This is a genomic window from Chrysosporum bergii ANA360D, assembly GCF_029891735.1.
GTDB classification, from domain to species: Bacteria; Cyanobacteriota; Cyanobacteriia; order Cyanobacteriales; family Nostocaceae; genus Umezakia; species Umezakia bergii.
This window is the reverse complement of sequence record NZ_JANQDH010000075.1, coordinates 1-20,713: the sequence shown is the minus strand read 5'-3', so window position 1 is coordinate 20,713 and position 20,713 is coordinate 1. Positions and strand designations below refer to the sequence as shown.

Genomic DNA, 20,713 nt, shown 5'->3' with positions numbered 1-20,713 from the left:
GATCGAAAAACAAAAATTAACTTTTTTTCTTTTGCCAAACCCAAGTTAAATAAAATATGCAAAAATACACATACTAGGGAAAGCAAGCTCTCTAACCTCAGACCACTGTTAACCTCATGTCATTTCCAGAAAGTTTATTAATTCGGCGTGCTAACATCATTCTCCCAGATGGTGACTTCATGGTAGGAGACGTACTCACACGCCACAACCAGATAGTTGAAGTTGCGCCGGAAATATACCCCACAACAACAGTTACAGAAATTGACGCACAAGGGTTAACTTTGTTGCCAGGAGTCATCGACCCCCAAGTCCATTTCCGAGAACCAGGGCTAGAACACAAAGAAGACTTATTTACAGCCAGTTGTGCCTGTGCCAAAGGTGGTGTAACCTCCTTTTTGGAAATGCCCAACACGCGACCCCTCACAACCACCCAACCAGCCTTAGACGACAAGCTGCAACGTGCCTCCCAAAAGTGCCTAGTTAATTATGGCTTTTTTATTGGAGCAACAACAGAGAACCTACCAGATTTACTTTCAGCTAACCCCACACCCGGCATTAAAATATTCATGGGGTCAATGCACGGCCAGTTACTCATGGATCAAGAAGAAGCCTTAGAAGCAATATTTGCTCAAGGTAGTCGCTTAATCGCTGTTCATGCCGAAGACCAAGCTAGAATCAACCAACGTCGCCAAGAATTTGCAGGGATTCATGATCCAGCTATTCATTCTCAGATCCAAGATAATCAAGCCGCACTGTTAGCAACCCAACGAGCCTTAAACCTCTCCCGTAAATATCAACGTCGCCTGCACATCCTACATATGTCTACAGCAGAAGAAGCAGAACTGCTGCGCCAGGATAAACCCAGTTGGGTAACAGCAGAGGTGACTCCACAGCATTTATTATTAAATACCAGTGCCTATGAAACAATAGGAACCCTAGCACAGATGAATCCACCCTTGCGATCGCCCCACGATAACCAAGTCCTTTGGCAAGCCCTCCGGGACGGTGTAATAGACTTTATCGCCACAGACCATGCACCCCACACCTTAGCAGAAAAAGCTCAAGAATATCCCCACACCCCCTCTGGAATGCCAGGAGTAGAAACCTCCCTTCCTTTAATGTTAACAGCAGCTATGAATGGGCAGTGTACCGTATCCCAAGTCGTCAAGTGGATGTCTCAAGCTGTGGCCGTAGCCTATGGTATACCCAATAAAGGGGCGATCGCTCCCGGCTACGATGCGGATTTAGTTTTAGTAGATTTAAATACATATCGCCCAGTACGCCGGGAAGAACTTTTAACTAAGTGTCGTTGGAGTCCTTTTGAAGGCTGGAACCTCACAGGATGGCCTGTCACAACTATTGTTGGCGGTCGAATTGTTTATGACCAAGGCCAAGTAAATACAGAAGTACGCGGACAAGCCTTAACATTTGTCTAGCAACAATCATTAGTCATCAACCGTCGCCTCAAATTCCTAGCCACAGAAACACACATAGTAACATCAGTCCAACTTATCAAAGTTATTGGCAGATTCAGTAACTGTTGATTCCCAAGTACCCCATCTCTCCTGGGAATACTAACTGTGAACATAAGTCCACCTTTGCAGACCTGCAAAGGTGAAACATTTAACTTTTCCATCAATTTTTTTGTATCCCACTATCCGGATTTTTTCTCTGCATAACGTAGAGAATTAATAGGGTTAAGTAAAACGGGCAAATTTATGTGGAAAATATGTTTTATACATATAAAAATTTTATATGCACTTAATTTGTACGGTCTGAAAACCTAATTCTGATCGTTCTGATTGTTTTCAGTTTCCGAAAATGACATAGCTAACTAGCTTGAGATTAGCTATCAAACCGGAGCAAATAAAAAATAAATCAGCATCCAATCAAACAAAAATAATCACCATTTATCAAGATAATTAAAGCAATGAAGCAATAGGAATAATGAAAAAATACCAGCATTTGCTGAGTAATTCAAATCCATCTTACATCCCCACTTGAATATAACTTCCCTGGAGAGTAGGTATTAAAAAAACTCGCAATCTCATATCTGGGACAGTTTATATCAAGTCCATATCAAGTTTGGTAAATTACTTATACCAGGTCATTAGTGTAACCAAGGGAAACGCAGCGATCGCTAAACTTTGCTAATGACAGGTATTCAACCAGACATGATATTAAAACCAGTTATTTATCTACAGCAACAAGCTAGTAGATATCAATCATTACCAGTGCTTAATTTGAACAGTATTTCATTGATTTTTGGATAATGAAGACAACAATGTTAGTAAACTTCCTTGATGAGCGTGGTAGTGGTAGATAGGACGAGTGCGGAATTCTCCCTCTCTTCGACGAGACCATTAATATAACAGCGAGCTAGCCCCTAAATTCCATTGATGGGGGCTAGCCGTCGGTAAATTTCATCAAAAGAAACAGGGAACAGGGTATTAACCAACAACACCCAAGTAACTAAAATTAACAGGTGTAATTTTAGCCTGACGAGGGCCATGATCACCATAATTCAACACCACACTTAGATAACTATCCGGCTTGTAAGGCATTTTTTCCGCCCATTCAATAGCCACAATTCCCGGTATTACCTCAACACCTTCCCAATAAATCTCCAAATTCAAACCCACCACCTCAGAAGGTTCTAAGCGATATAAATCCAGATGGTAAAGGGGAATACGTCCTTCTCTGTACTCATTAATCAAAGTAAAAGTAGGACTAACAATGGGTTCAGTGATACCTAAACCTTGACCAATTCCCTGCACCAGCGTAGTTTTACCACTACCTAGATCACCATTCAATAAAATTACACTCCCCACAGTCAGACTTTCACCAAGTGAAACGCCCAACCGTAGAGTTGCTTCTGCACCTGCAAGTAAAATATTCATAACCAAATCAAGATGATATATTTTTGCCGGCTCGATGATGACTTCTACTGTACCACCGCAATAAAACTCTTGCTAATTTCTGGGGATTGTGACGCACATAGCCTGTGGTATCTTCATGCAGAACATTAGCCAAAACAATTCGTCGCCCTAATAAAGTAACATCTTCCCTATCCAAGAATACTGGATGGGAATTTTGTTCAGCATAGCGTACCACTGACTGCTCAGAGGGGGACTTTTTGTTCACCAGTACAGCATCAAACAGCCGCCTTTGTCCGCAGGCCGTATCAATTGCTTTAATATGGTCTGCTACACTATATCCATCAGTTTCTCCCGGTTGAGTCATAATGTTGCAGATGTAGATGCGAGGGGCTGTGGACATGGCGATCGCATCCGCAATTTCCCGTACCAGTAAATTAGGAATAACACTGGTATATAAGCTACCGGGTCCAACAATAATATAGTTAGCTTCTTTAATTGCTTTAATAGCCGCGGGCAAAGCCGGTGGATCAGCAGGAATACAGCCAATATTCACAATTTTTCCCCCAGCTTCAGTAATTTTAGACTCTCCCTCAATGCAACGACCATCTTCCAATTCAGCCCAGAGGCGAACATCACTTAGAGTAGCTGGCAAAACCTGTCCCCGCACTGCCAACACCTTAGAACTAGCAGCCACCGCCCGTTCTAAATCCCCTGTAATATCACTCATAGCCGCTAAAAACAAATTACCAAAACTATGACCAATCAACCCGTCCCCCGCCTTAAAACGATATTGGAACAACTCTGTTAATAACTTTTCTTCGTCTGCTAGTGCAGCCAAACAATTACGAATATCCCCCGGTGGTAAAACCCCAAATTCCTGGCGCAAGCGACCAGAAGACCCACCATCATCAGCCACAGTCACAATGGCAGTAATATTAGCGCTATAGGTTTTCAATCCCCTTAGTAAAGTCGAAAGTCCAGTACCACCACCAACCACCACTATTTTAGGACCACGGTATAATCGACGATATGCCATCAGCACATCAATTAATTCTTCTTCCCCATCTGGTCGTAGTACCTGAGTAATTGAGCCTACAGTGCGAGTTTGTCCCCAAAGCAGCAACAGCACACCGCACAGCAACACCACCGGGCCGCTGATATAGTGGGGTAAAATATTAGCAACTACTCCCAGAAAACCTCTCAATAACTCTATCCCCCAAAAAATTGGGGTTAGCTTCACCCATATAGCCAACCCCAAAATTGCCAGTAGTACACCGCTAAGGCTGATGAGTAACCACCGTTTCACAGCTAAACCGGGAGATAACCACTTAAACCACTGGTTAACCCGATAGGAAGTGCAACGGCGCGACTGCTTTTGCAGGGCGGTGAGGGCTTGTCTGATAAAACCAATTGACATACCTGATTCGGAGCAGTGCTACAAAATAAAAGATTTAAAAAAAATTTACACCAATTGGTATCGAAACCAAATGTAGAGTTGTTAAAGTTGCCAGAGTTTTATTGAACTTAATGGAAAAACGCATCTTAGGATTAGACCCAGGACTAGCAATTTTAGGATTTGGAGCCATTACCTGCACACAAAATCCCCAACTGCGGCCAGACACCACAGTAAAAACCATTGACTTTGGCGTAATTCGCACCTCCCCAGACATGGAAATGGGACAGCGCCTCTGTGTTTTGTTTGATGATTTGCATACCGTTATTGAAGAATTACAACCAGATTTGGTTGCCATAGAAAAATTATTCTTTTATCGTATGTCAAACACAATTGTTGTAGCACAGGCCAGGGGTGTACTGTTGTTAGCTTTAGCACAGCACAAGCTCCCGTATGTTGAATTTACTCCTGCCCAAGTTAAGCAAGCTTTAACAGCCTATGGTAACGCCGATAAATCAGAAGTGCAAGAGGCCGTGGCGCGGGAGTTAGATTTAGACGAAATTCCCCAACCAGATGACGCTGCTGATGCCCTAGCCCTGGCTTTAACAGCTTGGTTTCAGATTTAGGTTTAATAACGAAATTAGCTAGTTAATCATGTGCTAGCGTTTGTTAACTAGCTAGCAAGACTGGTACTCAGCCTAGCCACAGTATACTCGCACTACAACATTATATTCCCACTTCCCAGCCTCAAGATGTCATGCCAAACTTACCTGAAGTAACAAACCTTTTCACAAACAAAAAGCGGCTAGCAAGTCGTTCAGTTTGTCGAAAACCCAAAATATTTTGAGCTAACTTATAAATTCCCCTTTTACTATTTACTTGAAACTCCGGAAACCTAACTAGAGCCTCCTCTAAAAAAATTAGGTATTGTGAGTAATCCACAAATAACGACTCCCTGGCTAACTCAAAATATGATCTAGCCAAAGCATGACGATATTTTATAGATAAATTATTCATTTCTAATAATTTTTTCTCGCTTTTACCTAAAACTATATAGTGGTTTTGTAACCAACGAGTTTTAGAAAATGTAGAAACTGTCACCGCACCGTATCGCCTATAAATTGAATAACAGCCTGGTTGATATACAACTTTGGCTTTATTGATAACCACAGAAATAAAAAAATCTCTATCTTGTGCAGCCGTCAAAGTTTCATCCCACCCGCCACTACTTTCTACTGCGCTTTTTCGATAAAGAATAGCAGCTAAAGCAACCCACCAATTTGCTAGTAGAGAAGCCAAAATATCTGTTTGTATTTCCGATGTTTCTATGTTTTCTAACACAATAGAACCATTAGATAAATGGCGCTGATGTCTCCAATCACCATAAACAACATCGGCTCCTGTTTCCTCTAAACATTGGACTTGCCTTTCTATCTTTTCAGGCAAAATATAATCATCCGCATCTAGGTACTGAATATACTCTCCACTAGACAAATCAAAACCCCTATTTCTGGCATAATTTCCACCTTTATGAGGAAAAACCTGCCAAATTACTTTATCTTGATAACTTTTAATAATTTCTAATGAATTGTCTGTAGATCCATCGTCAATCACAATAATCTCAATATTTGCATAAGTTTGTTGCAAGCAACTATCAATTGCTTCCGCTAACCATTTTTCTGCATTAAAACAGGGAATAATGATAGAAACTAGTTTTTTTTTCATATGGATATTAGAAATATAAATGGTATAAATCTTGTAGTGCTGGTTGTCTGCTACTGTATCTACTTGGGCAAAATTTCCTATACCTTATCCCAAAGATTAGTTAGTAAATGTTTATGTTCTTGGATGTCTGATTTTTTGGCATATATAAACCCAGCCTCTCGCATCTCTTCTGGTACCGGCTGAGAGATAATATCAACTACTTCCTGAATAGAATTGTAAATAAATCCAGCTTCCCCAATATAATCTTTAATATCCGGTCGAATATTAGGCATACACACACCAACCCCAGAAGCTTGTGCTTCAGCCACAGCCATAGGCCAACCCACTGTTGCTAATTCAAATGCTGCTGTGTATACCAGCCACTGATGTTTTTTGTATTCACAAGGCATTTGATTGGGTTCCACTGGCAAAATAATATTTACGGGATTACCCTTTATTTCATTAAAAGATTTTAGTTTTTCAACATCGTAACCTAGCGCATAAATATTAAACTTCCTCTCAGGTATTAAAGAAGCTAGAGTAATATAGTCTTCCATTTTCTTTTTAGGCAAAACTGCGCCAGTATTCATAATCGCATCGCCATTAGTTGAGCGATTATAAAAAGACTGATAATTTACCACCGGATAACAATCAATAATTTTATTTTTCCGAACACCATGTTTTTCTAAAAAAGGTCTAACAAAGGGAAACGCTAAAGCCCCCAAGCAAAGATCATGATTTATCCAATGCAAGTTTTCTTTGACACTAGCAACTTTCTTAAATTGCGGAGTATTTCTTGCCAGAATTTGTTTTATATAAACCTGCCAGTTTTTTTCTCTCAAAGAAAGTGTATCGAAAGAATGGGTGCGGATTGTAAAGGGTATTCCTGTAATTTCAGCAACAGTTCCTACAGTGTCCAACTGATTCAAGTAATGTGTGTGGAGAACATCAGGTTTAACCTCTTTTATCAATTCTATAATGGCATCAATTTCCGTCAAATGTTGATAAGGAAAATGATTTTTATAAGGAATATTGGATGGATTACGAGACACAATACTTACTTTATATTCATGGTAAATCGCCTCTAGTTCCGTTTTAATATAAGTCTGAGAAATTTGGGGATAGCCCTTAATAATATACATCACAGAAACTTGTTTCATAATTACCTCACATAAACATCAGTAATTTAAAAAAAATTAATTTTCCGGGTTATCTAAGTCAGAATAATTACTCCTAGTTGATTGTCTCACCTGGGGAATATATCCCATAAATTTGTTTTTACAACTGGTTTTAATTCTTAATAAAGTATCTCTAGGAGCTAATTGCATTGCCCATAACAATGTTGAAAAAGCCTCACTGTTTTGACCTAATTGGGATGACCTCACAGCGTGTTCATACAAAAATTTGGCAAATGCTTTAGGATGCTGAAGAAGTAGCGATTGATGTTTAGAAACTAAACGTTGAAAATTCACCTGACGTAGGGCGGGATTTTGGGAAATTCTAGGGCCATCATGTACATACAGGCGATAACTAACTGTAGGTAAACCAAGAATTGAGCAAACAGGATTTAGCCGCAAGAACATTTCCGTATGTACGCGAGAAGTAAAATTTTCGTCATAACCGCCTATTTTCAGAAACAATTCCCGTTCTACAACCAGTGTTTGTTTAGAAAAAAACGACAACTCAGACTCAATTTCTTCTAAAAAAAAATGCGCGCCACGCGGTAAACTTGGCGGTACACGCTGACTGAGAAACTTACCATCTTGATTAACAACTTCCAGACTCGATAGCACTGCTACAGGTTTTGGCAAACTTGTATTAGCAACAGCCTCAAGAGACACTTTAGCCATATGAGGTAACAGTTCATCATCATCATCAAGGTAACTAATCCATCGTCCCCTTGCTGTCTTTGCGCCAATATTACGAGCCGCCGCCGTACCCTGATTTTTTGGTAACCGAATAACTTTTAGTCGTGGGTCTGTAAGTAGATTTACAGGCTCATTTGAGGCATCATCAACAACAATTACCTCTATATCTTCTAATGTTTGTGCTAAAGCCGTGTTAACTGCCCGTGGTAATAAATGAGGGCGGTTATATGTAGGAATAATGATACTTAATAAAGGGTAGCTCATTGGCAAAATAACACCTTAGTGATTAATAACTTTCCAAGTATGAGGCTGATAAAATAAACACCGACTAGTATTCTGCTCAGATTTAACAGTAAAACGAAAAGACTCGATTTTATCAAAAGTTCGTACACCCTCTTTCAGGTAGATATTAGCGCTATACACCCCAGGTATTAAGCCGCAGCTTGACATTTGCATTTGAATTTCAACTATTCCTGGAAATATTTCTAAATCCTGATTTTCACTAGCAGAGGTGATAGTCAAAATCCGCGATTGACCTTCACTAGTCGTTGAGAGTAAGAATCCTAAATTGACATTCTTAATATGTTTATAGGCTTGGCATTTTACTGATAAATAAGCAGGTTTACCAGTTGTCACCTTTGGTAATAAATTTCCTTCTTGATCTTGAAAGCATACAGAAAGAATATCTAACCCTAAGCTTTCACTTTTTGGTTTTTGTGGTAAGGTGATCCTTCCTAAAGCTGTTTCCGTTCCCTGCAAACACAAGTCTTCTTCATATTTACGAATAATTGTTTCAGTTTCACCAGATAAAATCAACTGGCCTTTGGCTAAATACAGCGAAGTTTCACATACATTTAATATATTGTATTGGTTATGAGAAACTAAGATAAAAGCTGTGCCCTTTTCTCGCAGTAATGCTAGCCGATGATGGCACTTCATTTTGAATTTAATATCTCCTACAGACAAAACTTCATCAATTAATAAAACATCCGGTTCTATGTGAACTGCACAAGCAAAGCCTAACCTAGCAGCCATCCCAGAACTATAAGTTTGTACCGGTGCATCAATAGCATCACCAATTTCCGAAAAATCTATCACATCTGGGAATCTCTCTTCTATTTCTTGTTTTGATAAACCCAGAATTGACATATTTGCATAAATATTTTCTCTTCCAGTCAGGATAGGATTAAAGCCTGCTCCTAGTGCAATTAATGGAGCTATTCTACCTCTAACCTCCACACGTCCAGTATCAGGTTTAATCAAACCACTAATAATACGTAGTAATGTACTTTTACCAGCGCCATTAGATCCAACTAAACCTAATGCTTGTCCCCGGCGCAGTTGAAAGCTAATATCTTTCAGCGCCCAAAACTCTTTTTTTCTCAGATTAGCACCATTTCTATTTCCCCCTATTAACTCCGTAGCAATATCTTGCACACCATAGAATAAAGATTGCTTTAAATCTCTACAGAATTTTTTAGAAACCTGATCAACTTCAATCAGTAATTCACTATCTTTATTCCACACAGAAGTCTCTTGTTTTATTAAATTAGTCATGATTAAGAACTAACTCTCTCAACCACAAAAGGCATAGCTAGACGGAATATAATCCAGGTGAGTAAGATCCCTAACCAGCTAACAGCGCTGACAACCCAAAAACCCATAGGCTCTGATACAATACCTGTGGTAGCTAATTCTCTTGTTGTTACTAACAAAGGCGTGACAGGATTAAGCTGTACTAAAAAACTAAAAGTTCCACCCTTGGGGACTGGGTAAACTACAGGGGTCAGAAATAGCCAAAAGCCTGTAAGCATACTTAGCCCTTTCGATACATCTTGATACAACACCCCCAATGGAGCCAATAACAGCCCGATTAAAGTTCCCAACAAAACTAAATGAATTAATGAAACTGGAGTTAAAATTACTGTCCAACCTACAGGAATGCGAAACCAGATAAACAAGGCTACTATTAAAATCAGCTTAATAGCAAAGTTAAAGAAAACCTCACCCATTTTCGACAAAATCAATGCTTCTCTAGGAAAATTAACTCTAGCTAACATTGGTTTGGCCATTGTCACTGCTTGTACTGGTCCGTTTAAAGCTTCAACAAATGTTTGCCATAATGCAGTACTGAACATAACATAGGCTGGATAGGGTAAACCTGTAAAACCAATGTTAATCACCCTGGCGTTATTAGCAAGGGTAAAACCAACAGCCATAACAATTGATGGTAAAAAAGCCCAGGCTATTCCTAACAAAGACTGACGATATTTAGCGCTAATATCCCTCACCATTAGTCGCCAAGCAATTTCGCGGGAGCCTAGCAAATCTCGCCACATTTGTCTGCATAATCTTATGGGATATTTCAGACTACTTTCAGGTGTATAAACAAAATGAGGTAGCCGAGAATTAAGTCTGTGATATTGCTTCAAAACTTTTGACCCTTTCTTTACCAGTGCATTGGGCTGCTTTTCCTACTTCCAGTCACCTGGTGCAAATTGAGCATAGCGGTTGGTTAAATAACGATTAATTACCTTGTCAATAGAACTGAGAATTTTTCCAGCTGCTTTTGAGCCAAATTTACCAATGGGTAGTTGGCGGTATAGAGGATGAATAATCGTCATCTGTCGCCGCCATCCCAAACGGCTATACTTATTTTTAAAGTAATCATTTTCCGTAATCTTCCACTTGTCGCTTAGGTGTTTCAGACTTGCTATTTCCCAAGCATCGCTCCAACGCAGCATATAGTAATGTATGTCTGTCCACTCTAGTTGCGTCGCTGGTACATAAGTCATCAAAGATTTTGGTTCAAGGTAGATTGTACCACCAGCTTCCGTTACCAATATGCACAGATCAATGTGTTCTTTTGTGTTCAGAAGTTTTTCGTCTAACAAACCTATTTGCTCAAAAATTTCTGTGCGTACCATCATACAGTGAAACTCTGCTAAACCCGTTTTTTGCCGTTGTAACTGGGGATAAACATCTGCAACTTTTCGACCTTGTTTATAAATTTTTTCAATTATCCGCCGTTTTGTGGTTTCTCCTTTTGTTTGCACTGCAATAGCAGATTCTCCACCTGCACAATGTACTTCTGTGTGTAGTGGTAAATGTTGACAAATCAAGGGACTAACTACGGTTGCATTGGTTTCTTCAGCACATTCCATTAAAGGCTTCAACCACCCGGAAGTAACAACCACATCATTATCAATGAAAACTACGTATTTAGTGGTAACTTGACGTAGACCCATGTTTCTAGCGCAGTTTGGAGGAAGATAATAATTGGTGCGAATTATCTCAAATTGCTTTTCTTGCGCTTGTTTGGCTAAATAATCCCTGATGTGACGAGGAGAACCTCCGTCAACGTAAATTAACTTAAAGGGATACTTGGTATGCTCATAAATGCTTTCTAAGGATTCACGGGTGTAGCTAAAACGTTCCCGTGGTGAAACAATAATTGTAACCTCTGGGTTGGCGATCGCTTGTAAGTTCATGATTTTATCTCAATAATTACTATTAACTCTTGGAGTTAGGCTGTTGTACCTTGAAAACATAAATTATTCATGATTACCTGCTGATAAATCTCAACTAATCTATCATTTAACCTATTGAGGTCATAATGTGACTCTACATAAGTACAACCGGCTTTACCCATTGTTGACCAAATTTCTGGATGGGCTATGAGATAATTTAACTTTGACGCTATGGCGTTATAGTCTCGTTCTGGAACCAGAAAACCAGAAACACCATTTTCAACCAGTTCAGGAATACCACCATGATCAGTGGCGATCACTGGTAAGCCCATAACCATGGCTTCTTTTAAAGTATTAACTGGAGCATCCTGATTACCATCTTTCCCTGTCACACTGGGGGCTATAAAAATATGTGATTGTTCAAGAATTTCTACAATTTCTGGCTGGGTTTTCCAACCCAAAAGCCTAACTTTATCAGTAATATTCAATGAATCAATCAGCTTTTGCAGTTTTGGCTTTAATAAACCATCCCCAATGATATTGTACTCAATATTTGGGTAATAATTCGCCACTTTGGCAACAGCAAGAATAGCGTATTCAATACCTTTCTTTTCAATGAGACGGCCAGTTGTAGCAATCCGAATTTTACCATCAGCATAAGCCTGTCTGATTTTAAATGGAAACAAACTGCTATCTATTCCCGAACCATGAACAACCAGCTTTTGTGGATCACAACCTAGTTTGATAGCTTTTTTCTGGAAATATTCACAGTTGGCCAGAAAAAAATCTCCTTTAGCAAATAGTGAATCATAAATATGTTCTCCATTCTGCTCTACAAACCAACTGATATCATAACCTCTAAATGTAGTAATTAATTTACCTTTGATAGCACCAATTTCCCGCAAAATCATTCCTTCCAGTCCTAATATTCCGAATTGGCAATGAATAATATCATAAGGTTGAGCATCTAGTAGCCCGATCACTGAATATAACAACCGCATAGAAGCCGATCTTCTACCATATTTGAAAATGTTAAGCGATCGCAGCACAACCATAGGAGATTTTTGCCAATTTCTCAAGATTAATCCTATCCCCTTGAACAACCGCCACAAGTAATTTTTGGGAAGTTTAGGTGTATAGTATGTATGATTCAATAGGTGATACTTTTCTACATCTGGGTGAATTTTATAAGTATTCTCTGGCTGACTACCATAAATATCAACTTGATAGCCCCGGTCAATTAAACCAGTAATTTGATTGATAATAAAAGTTTCTGACACAACAGGAAAATCTCCCACTATGAAAGCAATTCTCATACTATTACCCTACAGCTTACTATCTATTTATTTACCTGATGTGGTGTAGTGAAAACAAATTTTTTTCCAGCTAGATATACTTGAAGATAAATTTTGTTATATAACAATCTGAATCAAAAAAACAACCTTTTTGAGAAGATACAAAAAAAACGTCAAAAACAGCTATAGATCAGAAAGTAAGTCGAAATAATTGGCATAGACATTTAACACTTTTGTCTATATTAAACAACTAAAAATTTTCAATATCTACCATAAGATATATTTAAATACTGAGAATATTTTTGTTGATGTACCCACAAGGCTAAGAAGCCGACTATATATATATTTCTACTCATTCATAATTTGGTTATTCAGTTCCCAACTAATTCAGCGCATCTATGGCTAAATCACCCAACCTCTCATCAAAAAATAAAACCTGTCTAAGATAAGATTAATACTAGTAGACTGTTACCCATAATTAAATATGTACCCATCCTTAACTGAAAAAATCCTCTCCCAACTACCAGGCGATGTTTTAAAAAGCTTACATCACAGCGATCGCCTGCTAACATCTATCACACAAAACACAGCACCAGTCACCACAGTAATTAAAGAAAGTCAAAATTCATTAAACCTTGTAGACTGGGATGTAGTTGTCTGTGGTGGTACTTTAGGGATTTTAATTGGTTGCGCCTTAGCCGTGAAGGGACGGCGAGTAGCGTTAATAGAAAGGGGAATTTTACGAGGAAGACAACAAGAGTGGAACATTTCCCGCCCAGAATTAGAAGTATTGCTGGAATTAAACTTGCTCACCACTCAAGAATTAGAACAAGCCATCACCACCAAATATAACCCTGCACGAGTCAGTTTTGCTGGTGGTAGAGAAATTTGGGTAGAAGATGTGTTAAATATTGGCGTAGATCCAGTTTATCTACTAGATAAATTAAAAAGCCGATTTCTTACGGACGGGGGAACGTTATTAGAAAATACACCCTTCACTGAAGCAGTAGTTCATCCAGACGGAGTGATAGTCAATAACCAATACAAAACTAGATTGTTAATCGACGCAATGGGACATTTTTCCCCCATCGCCCGCCAAGCACGCCAGGGAAAAAAACCAGATGCTTTGTGTTTAGTGGTGGGAAGTTGCGCCCAGGGTTTTCCCCCCAATACCACCGGCGACCTGTTATATTCATTCACACCCTTAGCAAATCAATGTCAGTACTTTTGGGAAGCCTTCCCAGCTAGGGATGGTAGAACCACCTACTTATTTACCTACATCGATGCAGAACCACAACGCCTAAGTTTACAAGCATTGTTTGAAGAATATCTGCGACTGCTACCAGAATATCAAGGCGTGGAATTAAATCAATTGCAGTTTCAACGGGCGCTATTTGGCTTTTTTCCCAGCTATCGCCAAAGCCCACTGAAAACTCCTTGGTATGGTGTTTTAACTGTGGGAGACAGCAGTGGTAGTCAATCTCCCTTGAGTTTTGGTGGCTTTGGGGCGATGTTACGTCATCTGAAGCGGTTAACATTTGCCATTGATGAAGCACTGCAAACCAATCAACTATCAGCAAATTCCCTAGACTGGATACAACCATTACAGCCCAATCTCACAGTTACTTGGTTATTTCAAAGGGCGATGAGTGTGGGTATAAATCAGCAAATCGCCCCAGAACAAATTAATCAACTACTCACAGTTGTATTTGAAGAAATGCAAAAACTGGGTACACCAGTGTTAAAACCATTTTTACAAGATGTCGTGCAATTTTCCCCCCTCACACAAACACTGTTAAAAACTGGCTTATCCCATCCGGGATTAATTGCTAAAATCATTCCCCAAGTAGGGTTAGGAACTTTGTTTAACTGGGTAGTACATTACAGTAATTTAGGTATTTACACCGCCTTATTTAAACTCACTCCCACTTTAGAAACATGGATCAAGAATCAACCCAGCAAAGAACAGTATTTTTGGCATCGTCTCATTGATGCTTGGAAATATGGTTCTGGAGCCGACTATTCTGATTAATCCTTACATAGCATAACTGTGTTGAATGCTTGTGCTAAATGCAAAAGTTCTTGAGTAGTTAAACCACCCTTTTTTTCTACTGATGCTTGTCGCACAGCATCCAAGACCAACTGGGTTGTTTGTGGATCAAGAAAAATGCCATGCTGTTCCAGTAGAGTAGATAATAAATGCCTACCAGAATGTTTACCTATCACTAACCGCCTCTCGCCCCCTACCTCTTCCGGTGGAAAAGGTTCATAAGTTCGGGGGTCTTTCAGTATACCATGAGCATGGATACCTGATTCGTGAGCAAAACTGTTTTCACCTACAATTGCTTTACCAGGATGAAGATTATACCCTGATGCTGTCGCCACCAACCGGGATATTTCTACTAACCGAGAAGTATCAATACCTAAGTTAGTATTATAGATGCGTTTGAGAGCCATCACCACTTCTTCTAAAGCAGCATTTCCCGCCCTTTCACCTAAACCATTCACCGTTGTATTAACTGATAAAGAACCCGCTTTGATCCCGGCTAAACTGTTAGCAGTTGCTAAACCAAAATCATTGTGGGTGTGCATTTCCACCGGGATTGATAATGCCGTTACTAATTGTTTAACTTGTGTGTAAGTAGTGAAAGGGTCGAGAATCCCCACAGTGTCACAAAAGCGAAATCGTGAAGCACCACGTTCTTGAGCATAAAGAGCTACATCTAACAGAAATTTCTCCTCCGCTCTGGAAGAATCTTCTGCACCTACGGAAACAAATAATCCATGATCAAGGGCAAAGTTAATACTATCTCCCAGCTTGTCTAAAACCACCTGCCATTTTCCCTGAAATTTGGCGTTAATTTGAATTGCAGATACAGGAATAGATATATGCACTCGCCGCAAACCACAATCTATGCAAGCCTGAATATCTGAAATTACCGCCCGGTTCCAACCCAGCAGGTCAGCTTGTAAACCCAAGTTAACAATTCTGGCTATGGCGTATTGTTCTGCTTTACCCATGGCCGGAACCCCCACTTCTAGCTCATGAACTCCCATAGCGTCCAATAATTGAGCGATCGCTATTTTTTCCTCTAAGTTAAAAGCTACCCCAGCAGCTTGCTCACCATCTCGCAAGGTTGTGTCATTGATGACAATTTGAGTCATGTTTGTAATTCCTCGATCACCACAGTTAATATACACAATTTTTTAAAAGTATATAAGGCGTACATAAAGCGCATATTAATTTTTATTACAATATTATTCACACTATTCATGCTGAAGTCCAGCCTCTACAAGGGTTTAAAAATTTAATTTTTTCTTAAATTTGTAAATTATATAACAGATGCTATATTTTCGAGGTGGGTAATTAAAACCCTGAAAATAACTTGAAAGTAACTTAAAGGTAAGTAAAATGGACGAAATCACTCTTGTACCAGTTACCGGAGCGGCCGCAGACGCGCAGAAAAAGGAGTACGCAATTACCCTGCGTTTTGAAAACAAAGGAATTACAGAGAAATATTCCATTAAAACAAAACCCTCCGCCAAATCTGAATTGGTACGTTTTTCTGAGAAATCAATTCTCCAAAATCTATCTGTCCGCGAAGTGGTAACCGGATTGGATCATGCCGCAGATTTGATGTTTCTTGCATACAATGCCTTAGCTAAAAGAGCGCTTCAAGCAACTGTATCTGGATTACAAAAATCCCTGTTGGATGCCACCTTGGAAGCCACCGTCACCATGGGGGTTTTTAAAACTAAATCTGCTGCCATTGCTGACGATGCCTTTAATGCTTGTACCTGGATGATCAAAGGTAAGGAGAGCCTAGCTCTCAAACAACTACAACGTTGTGGAGATACTGCAACACAGATGGCTGATGAAGCAGAAAAATTAGCAGCTCGTTTTCAGAAGATTGTTGATGCTTCCCAGAAAGCAGCTGAAGCAGCGATTGAAGAAAAAGTATCCGATCAAAATACCAAGAAAAAACTACAGGAAAAATTGAATCAAATCAAAGTTTTTCAGGCCAAAACTCAAGAGTTACAGAAGAATATTGAAGCCGACCTGAAGAATGCACAAAAAGAATACGAAGAAGCCAGAGAGCGGGAAAAAGTTGAAGGAGAGCGAGCGTTTATTACCGGAATAGTTGGAGCAACTGTCGGCGCTTTAGCTGCAGGTGTTGGTTCAGTAGCTCAAGCTGTCATCGCCATTCAATCTCCCGTCGGACTACCAGGAGGATATGTTCCACCCAGTCAAGCAGGTGGTAATCAACCCAGCACTCAAGCACCCTCTCCAGAAGCGCAGCAGAAAAAAGAAAATCTGAGCCAGCAGTTGCGGGAAAAAGAAGAAGCAAGAAGCGCCATTAACGAGGAAAAGAGGGAGAATGACGCCAAGCTCGAAAAAGCTGAAAAAATTATCAAAGATCCCGCAGCCCCAGCACAGCTTAAAGCAGACGCAGAAAAAGACAAAGCCGATGCTGAAGCCAAACGTGCCGATATTGAGAAAAGACTCAAAGGAGCAGAAGAAGCTGTCAAGACTCTTTTATCAGGCTTAAGTGATGTTTCCAAACAACTGCAACAAATATCAAGCCAGTCATACTCAGCTGCTGAAACTGCATCCAAACAGAAAATGGCATACTACGAACATAGAAATCAGTTGGCAGCAGAAAACCGCGAAGCCTTAGCCAGTCTTGCACAATATGTGGTAGAACTCAAATACACCAACGAAGAAACTAATAATATAGAAATGGCAATCAAGAGTTTGGAATTCGCCATCCAAGCTCTCCAAGGAGTGGTATCCGCATTGAGTCAAACAACCAAGTTTTGGCGACACATGGAGAGATACTGTAGAGAAGAATTGGGAAGTAACAACTTTACAGATGACCTTCGCTTCATGATACAATACTTCACCCTAGAAGAGCGGCAAGATCATTACTCTAGCGAAGAATTTATCAAACCCGCATTGGTTAATATTGCCCAATGGGTGGCGCTAAATAGTGTCTGTAGTCAATATTTAGAAGCAGTCAATGAAGTATACGGGAAAGTCAATAAAAACCACGGAAATCCCCCATCAGACGATCAAGCGGCAGCCCAGGTAGCTAAATTAGCCCAAGCAGTTTTGACATCTGCGGAAAAAGAACAGGCAGCTATAGATGATGAAATCAACTCTTTTCGCCATCAGATGCAGACTATAACTGTTCAGGCCCAAACCGTCCGTTAAAGTCCAGTTAGTAGATTCTCCTTGATACTTTTTGACCATATAGATGGTTGTTATAACCATCTATATTCCCTTCATCTACAAGTAATACAGTAAGTAACTACACATCCATGAAAGTCAGCTTTTTTAACCATCAACGCCTAGTCAGTCCAGCCAAGTTTGTGTGCAAAACTTTAATAATTTTAATTCTGTCCCTACTGCTAATTGCTCCCACCCCAGCATGGGCATTGGACTATAATGGCACACTACAGTCCTATGTATCTAAGGTTAAAGTAGAATTAGCTGGAGTAGTGACATCAATTCAAAAACTACCCAGTCTGTCTTACAATAATGGTAAAACCGCACTGGCAGAGATAGACAATAAATTAGAAAAAATTAAAAACGATGCCGGCAAAGATGCTACATATTTCCAGAAATTGAGTGTTCAAGCACAGCAAGAATCTAATCAACTTATTGATTTCATCAATAAGTTATATGCTTCCCAAAATGCCTTAGAAAAAGAAATCCAAATGAATGAAGCCGAACTTAAAAAAGTCGAAAGTCGAAGGTCACCGTTAAAAATATTCGTTGAAATCGAGGAACCGCGAGTAATCCAAGGTCCCCCTCAGTTAGGAGGATTCGCTCAGGCAGCAGTCGCGAAACCAATAATAATACAAGAAAACGAATTTCTTCCAGTTGGATATTATGAGCAGTTTCTGAAAAAAAGTAAGTCTGAGCGATTATTACTCGAATCTAGACTAAAACCCTTAGAAGAAAAGAGAGCTAAATTAGAAAGGGAGAATCAAACCCTGTCTGAGGGAATAGTATTAACCAATAAAATATCCAAACTCTGTGATCAGTTAGAAAAACGCATTAACCTGGCAACACAGAAATTTGGGAATGTCAAAGAGTATGCAGATGCTCTTAACTCCTTCAGTGACCCTGATGTATTAACTGAAATCACAGAACTAAATACATCGCTGGCAAAGTTGACTGAAAACTTAGCCATTCCTGCTTAGAACAGTAATTTACCCATCACCAATCAATTAACGGAGTAAGTAACATGACTGCCATAAAAATAGTTAAACACAATTCAGCAGAAGGATCAATCACACTTTCTATAAATGGTCAAGAAGAGTTATATTCTGTCAAAAATTCTCCCGGCAATCACAGTCAATTAGTCCGGGAATCTCGCCAGGATATTTTAGGCAAATTGTGCATTGATGCTTTGGTGTCCAACTTGCAAAATGCCGCAGACTTAATGTTTCTGGCATACAATGCCTTGGCGGGTACAGCTGTTCAATCCAAAGTGTCCGCACTGCAAAAATCACTGCTAGATGTTTCTGGTGATTGCATGAACACACTAGATATTTTCGGACGGCGGGGTCAAGAAGTGGCCGCAACTCTCATCAAGATATACAACTTGCTATTGCAAGGTAAAGACAGGTTAGCCATAATTCAATTCAAATATTGTGGCAGGATTGCCAGAGATATGGCCAATGAATCCGGGCAATTAGCAGAGCGCATCGCCGTCCTTGGTAGTGAATCAGAACTGGTCAATCAAGATGCTATTAATCTTATAGCCATGAGTCAAAGCGAAAAAGCGGAGATGACTAAAAAGCTGAATCAACTGAAGGCAGAACAAGCAGCAGCCGAAGTCCGTCGCCGGGGACTTGCAGACGAGATGGAAAAGCTAACTAGAGAATATTATGACAGTGTGGAAAAACTAAAAGACGGTTGGTTTGTTGGTGCTATTAAAACTGTTGCTAGTGCTGTATGTGGAGTTAGAGACCACAATAAAGAGGCTTTGCGAGAAACTCATGAAACCTACAACAGAAAATCTCAAGAGTGCAATCAGTCAATACTTGATAATTTGACGAAGCTGCAAGGATATGCAGCCGACATCATGAAAGCCCAAAGCGGTTTATCTGAAGCAGCAAAAGCTGTGGAAACTTTCCATTACGCCCGTCGCGCTCTTGCCGCTATTGGGTCAACATTAAGTGAAGCAACACTCTTCTGGCGTAGCATCCAAACATATTGTGAGCAACTGGAAAAATCAAGCTCCTCCAATGCTGTTCATGATTATCAAGGAGAATTTACGCCAGAAGAGCTAATTGAGCAATACTCTAGTCCAGAATTTATTGTAATGTTTGTCAAAAACTTATCCCAATGGGTGGCTCTAGATAACGTATGTCAAGAATATTACGTAGCAGCAAGAAATACATACAATAAAGTATCAGCTAACATTGCTGCATCACCTTCTATCTTCACAGCCAAGGAACAAACACCCCGGTTAGCTAAACAAATTTTCGATTCTCTTGACCAGCAGAAGAAAGCTTTGGAAGAGGCGGCAGAAAAAGACAGAAGATGGGGTAATTATTTAACCATGTTGAATGCCAAATCCTAGCTATAAGTTGTTAAAATAGCGAATTTTAACTGAATTTGGGACATTAGCGGACATTTTGCTCGCACTATTATAGCATTTCTTAAACACGTAAGATTGTAGTGCGAGCATACTTAGACTGCGCTCAATACAAGTCCTGCTCGCTGTTTAATATATCTTGTATCTTGCTGGATAAGGATGTACCTCACTTAGGGAAAATTCGCTATATTGCCATGGAAATTACCAGTCATTAAAACCAACAGATAGAACATGAACATCAAACCTTTTACCCAGAAGAACATACTAAGTTCAATCCAGGTGGCGTGCAAAACTTTAATAATTTTAATTCTGTCCCTACTGCTAATTGCTCCCACCCCAGCGTGGGCATTGGACTATAATGGCACACTACAGTCCTATGTATCTAAGGTTAAAGTAGAATTAGATGGGGTAGTGACATCAATTCAAAAACTACCCAGTCTGTCTTACGACAATGGTAAAACCGCACTGGCAGACATAGACAATAAATTAGA

The 20,713-nt window shown here is 39.7% G+C and carries 18 protein-coding genes; 8 read left to right on the top strand and 10 right to left on the bottom strand.

Annotated elements, in window-relative coordinates:
- The first annotated feature begins 116 nt into the window (after positions 1-116).
- Together NWP17_RS11095 and patS are read left to right on the top strand one after the other, a co-directional pair.
- On the top strand, positions 117-1,436 hold the full coding sequence (locus tag NWP17_RS11095; RefSeq protein WP_280654974.1) for a dihydroorotase: 1,320 nt from the start codon (positions 117-119) through the stop codon (positions 1,434-1,436).
- A gap of 836 nt (positions 1,437-2,272) precedes the next feature.
- The gene (gene patS / locus NWP17_RS17605) at positions 2,273-2,326 is read left to right on the top strand and encodes a heterocyst-inhibiting signaling peptide PatS (RefSeq protein WP_371514399.1); all 54 of its coding nucleotides are present in this window, start codon (positions 2,273-2,275) and stop codon (positions 2,324-2,326) included.
- Positions 2,327-2,450: 124 nt separating this feature from the next.
- On the opposite strand, the gene tsaE is transcribed toward patS, so the two are convergent.
- Together tsaE and NWP17_RS11085 are read right to left on the bottom strand one after the other, a co-directional pair.
- Positions 2,451-2,900, bottom strand: a complete 450-nt coding sequence (gene tsaE, locus NWP17_RS11090; protein WP_280654973.1) for a tRNA (adenosine(37)-N6)-threonylcarbamoyltransferase complex ATPase subunit type 1 TsaE — start codon at positions 2,898-2,900, stop codon at positions 2,451-2,453.
- Positions 2,901-2,907: 7 nt separating this feature from the next.
- Positions 2,908-4,296, bottom strand: coding sequence for a gluconeogenesis factor YvcK family protein (locus tag NWP17_RS11085; protein ID WP_280654972.1), 1,389 nt, complete (start codon positions 4,294-4,296; stop codon positions 2,908-2,910).
- A gap of 110 nt (positions 4,297-4,406) precedes the next feature.
- Between NWP17_RS11085 and ruvC the strand changes: the two genes are divergently transcribed.
- On the top strand, positions 4,407-4,898 hold the full coding sequence (ruvC, locus tag NWP17_RS11080; protein ID WP_280654971.1) for a crossover junction endodeoxyribonuclease RuvC: 492 nt from the start codon (positions 4,407-4,409) through the stop codon (positions 4,896-4,898).
- 121 nt (positions 4,899-5,019) lie between these two features.
- Here the strand turns inward: ruvC and NWP17_RS11075 are convergent, their stop codons facing one another.
- The 7 genes from NWP17_RS11075 to NWP17_RS11045 all read right to left on the bottom strand — a co-directional run bounded on the left by NWP17_RS11075 (position 5,020) and on the right by NWP17_RS11045 (position 12,630).
- Positions 5,020-5,997 (bottom strand): glycosyltransferase family 2 protein, encoded by a 978-nt coding sequence (locus NWP17_RS11075; RefSeq protein ID WP_280654970.1) that lies wholly within the window; start codon positions 5,995-5,997, stop codon positions 5,020-5,022.
- Positions 5,998-6,074: 77 nt separating this feature from the next.
- A complete protein-coding gene (locus tag NWP17_RS11070; RefSeq protein ID WP_280654969.1) occupies positions 6,075-7,136 on the bottom strand; it encodes a glycosyltransferase in 1,062 nt (353 codons plus the stop codon).
- 36 nt (positions 7,137-7,172) lie between these two features.
- Positions 7,173-8,108 carry a glycosyltransferase family 2 protein gene (locus tag NWP17_RS11065; protein ID WP_280654968.1) on the bottom strand — a complete coding sequence of 312 codons (936 nt, stop codon included), beginning with the start codon at positions 8,106-8,108 and terminating at the stop codon, positions 7,173-7,175.
- 15 nt (positions 8,109-8,123) lie between these two features.
- The gene (locus tag NWP17_RS11060) at positions 8,124-9,401 is read right to left on the bottom strand and encodes an ABC transporter ATP-binding protein (protein WP_280654967.1); all 1,278 of its coding nucleotides are present in this window, start codon (positions 9,399-9,401) and stop codon (positions 8,124-8,126) included.
- A 2-nt stretch (positions 9,402-9,403) separates the two neighbouring features.
- A complete protein-coding gene (locus NWP17_RS11055) occupies positions 9,404-10,276 on the bottom strand; it encodes an ABC transporter permease (protein ID WP_280654966.1) in 873 nt (290 codons plus the stop codon).
- 42 nt (positions 10,277-10,318) lie between these two features.
- On the bottom strand, positions 10,319-11,335 hold the full coding sequence (locus tag NWP17_RS11050) for a glycosyltransferase family 2 protein (RefSeq protein ID WP_280654965.1): 1,017 nt from the start codon (positions 11,333-11,335) through the stop codon (positions 10,319-10,321).
- Between the two features lie 35 nt (positions 11,336-11,370).
- A complete protein-coding gene (locus tag NWP17_RS11045) occupies positions 11,371-12,630 on the bottom strand; it encodes a glycosyltransferase (protein WP_280654964.1) in 1,260 nt (419 codons plus the stop codon).
- Between the two features lie 463 nt (positions 12,631-13,093).
- Between NWP17_RS11045 and NWP17_RS11040 the strand changes: the two genes are divergently transcribed.
- Positions 13,094-14,641: an FAD-dependent oxidoreductase gene (locus tag NWP17_RS11040; RefSeq protein WP_280654963.1), complete on the top strand. Its 1,548-nt coding sequence runs from the start codon at positions 13,094-13,096 to the stop codon at positions 14,639-14,641.
- Here the strand turns inward: NWP17_RS11040 and nifV are convergent.
- Complete coding sequence (nifV, locus tag NWP17_RS11035; RefSeq protein ID WP_280654962.1) at positions 14,638-15,774, bottom strand: homocitrate synthase; 1,137 nt, start codon at positions 15,772-15,774, stop codon at positions 14,638-14,640. The genes NWP17_RS11040 and nifV overlap by 4 nt on opposite strands.
- Positions 15,775-16,021: 247 nt before the next feature.
- Here nifV and NWP17_RS11030 point away from each other — a divergent pair, with 247 nt between their 5' ends.
- The 4 genes from NWP17_RS11030 to NWP17_RS11015 form a co-directional block, all read left to right on the top strand.
- Complete coding sequence (locus NWP17_RS11030; RefSeq protein WP_280654961.1) at positions 16,022-17,824, top strand: hypothetical protein; 1,803 nt, start codon at positions 16,022-16,024, stop codon at positions 17,822-17,824.
- Between the two features lie 158 nt (positions 17,825-17,982).
- Entirely contained in the window at positions 17,983-18,819 is an 837-nt protein-coding gene (locus tag NWP17_RS11025) for a hypothetical protein (protein ID WP_280654960.1), read from the top strand.
- A gap of 44 nt (positions 18,820-18,863) precedes the next feature.
- Positions 18,864-20,207 carry a hypothetical protein gene (locus tag NWP17_RS11020; RefSeq protein WP_280654959.1) on the top strand — a complete coding sequence of 448 codons (1,344 nt, stop codon included), beginning with the start codon at positions 18,864-18,866 and terminating at the stop codon, positions 20,205-20,207.
- A gap of 246 nt (positions 20,208-20,453) precedes the next feature.
- The coding region (locus NWP17_RS11015) for a hypothetical protein (RefSeq protein WP_280654958.1) at positions 20,454-20,713 on the top strand (260 nt) is incomplete at its 3' end.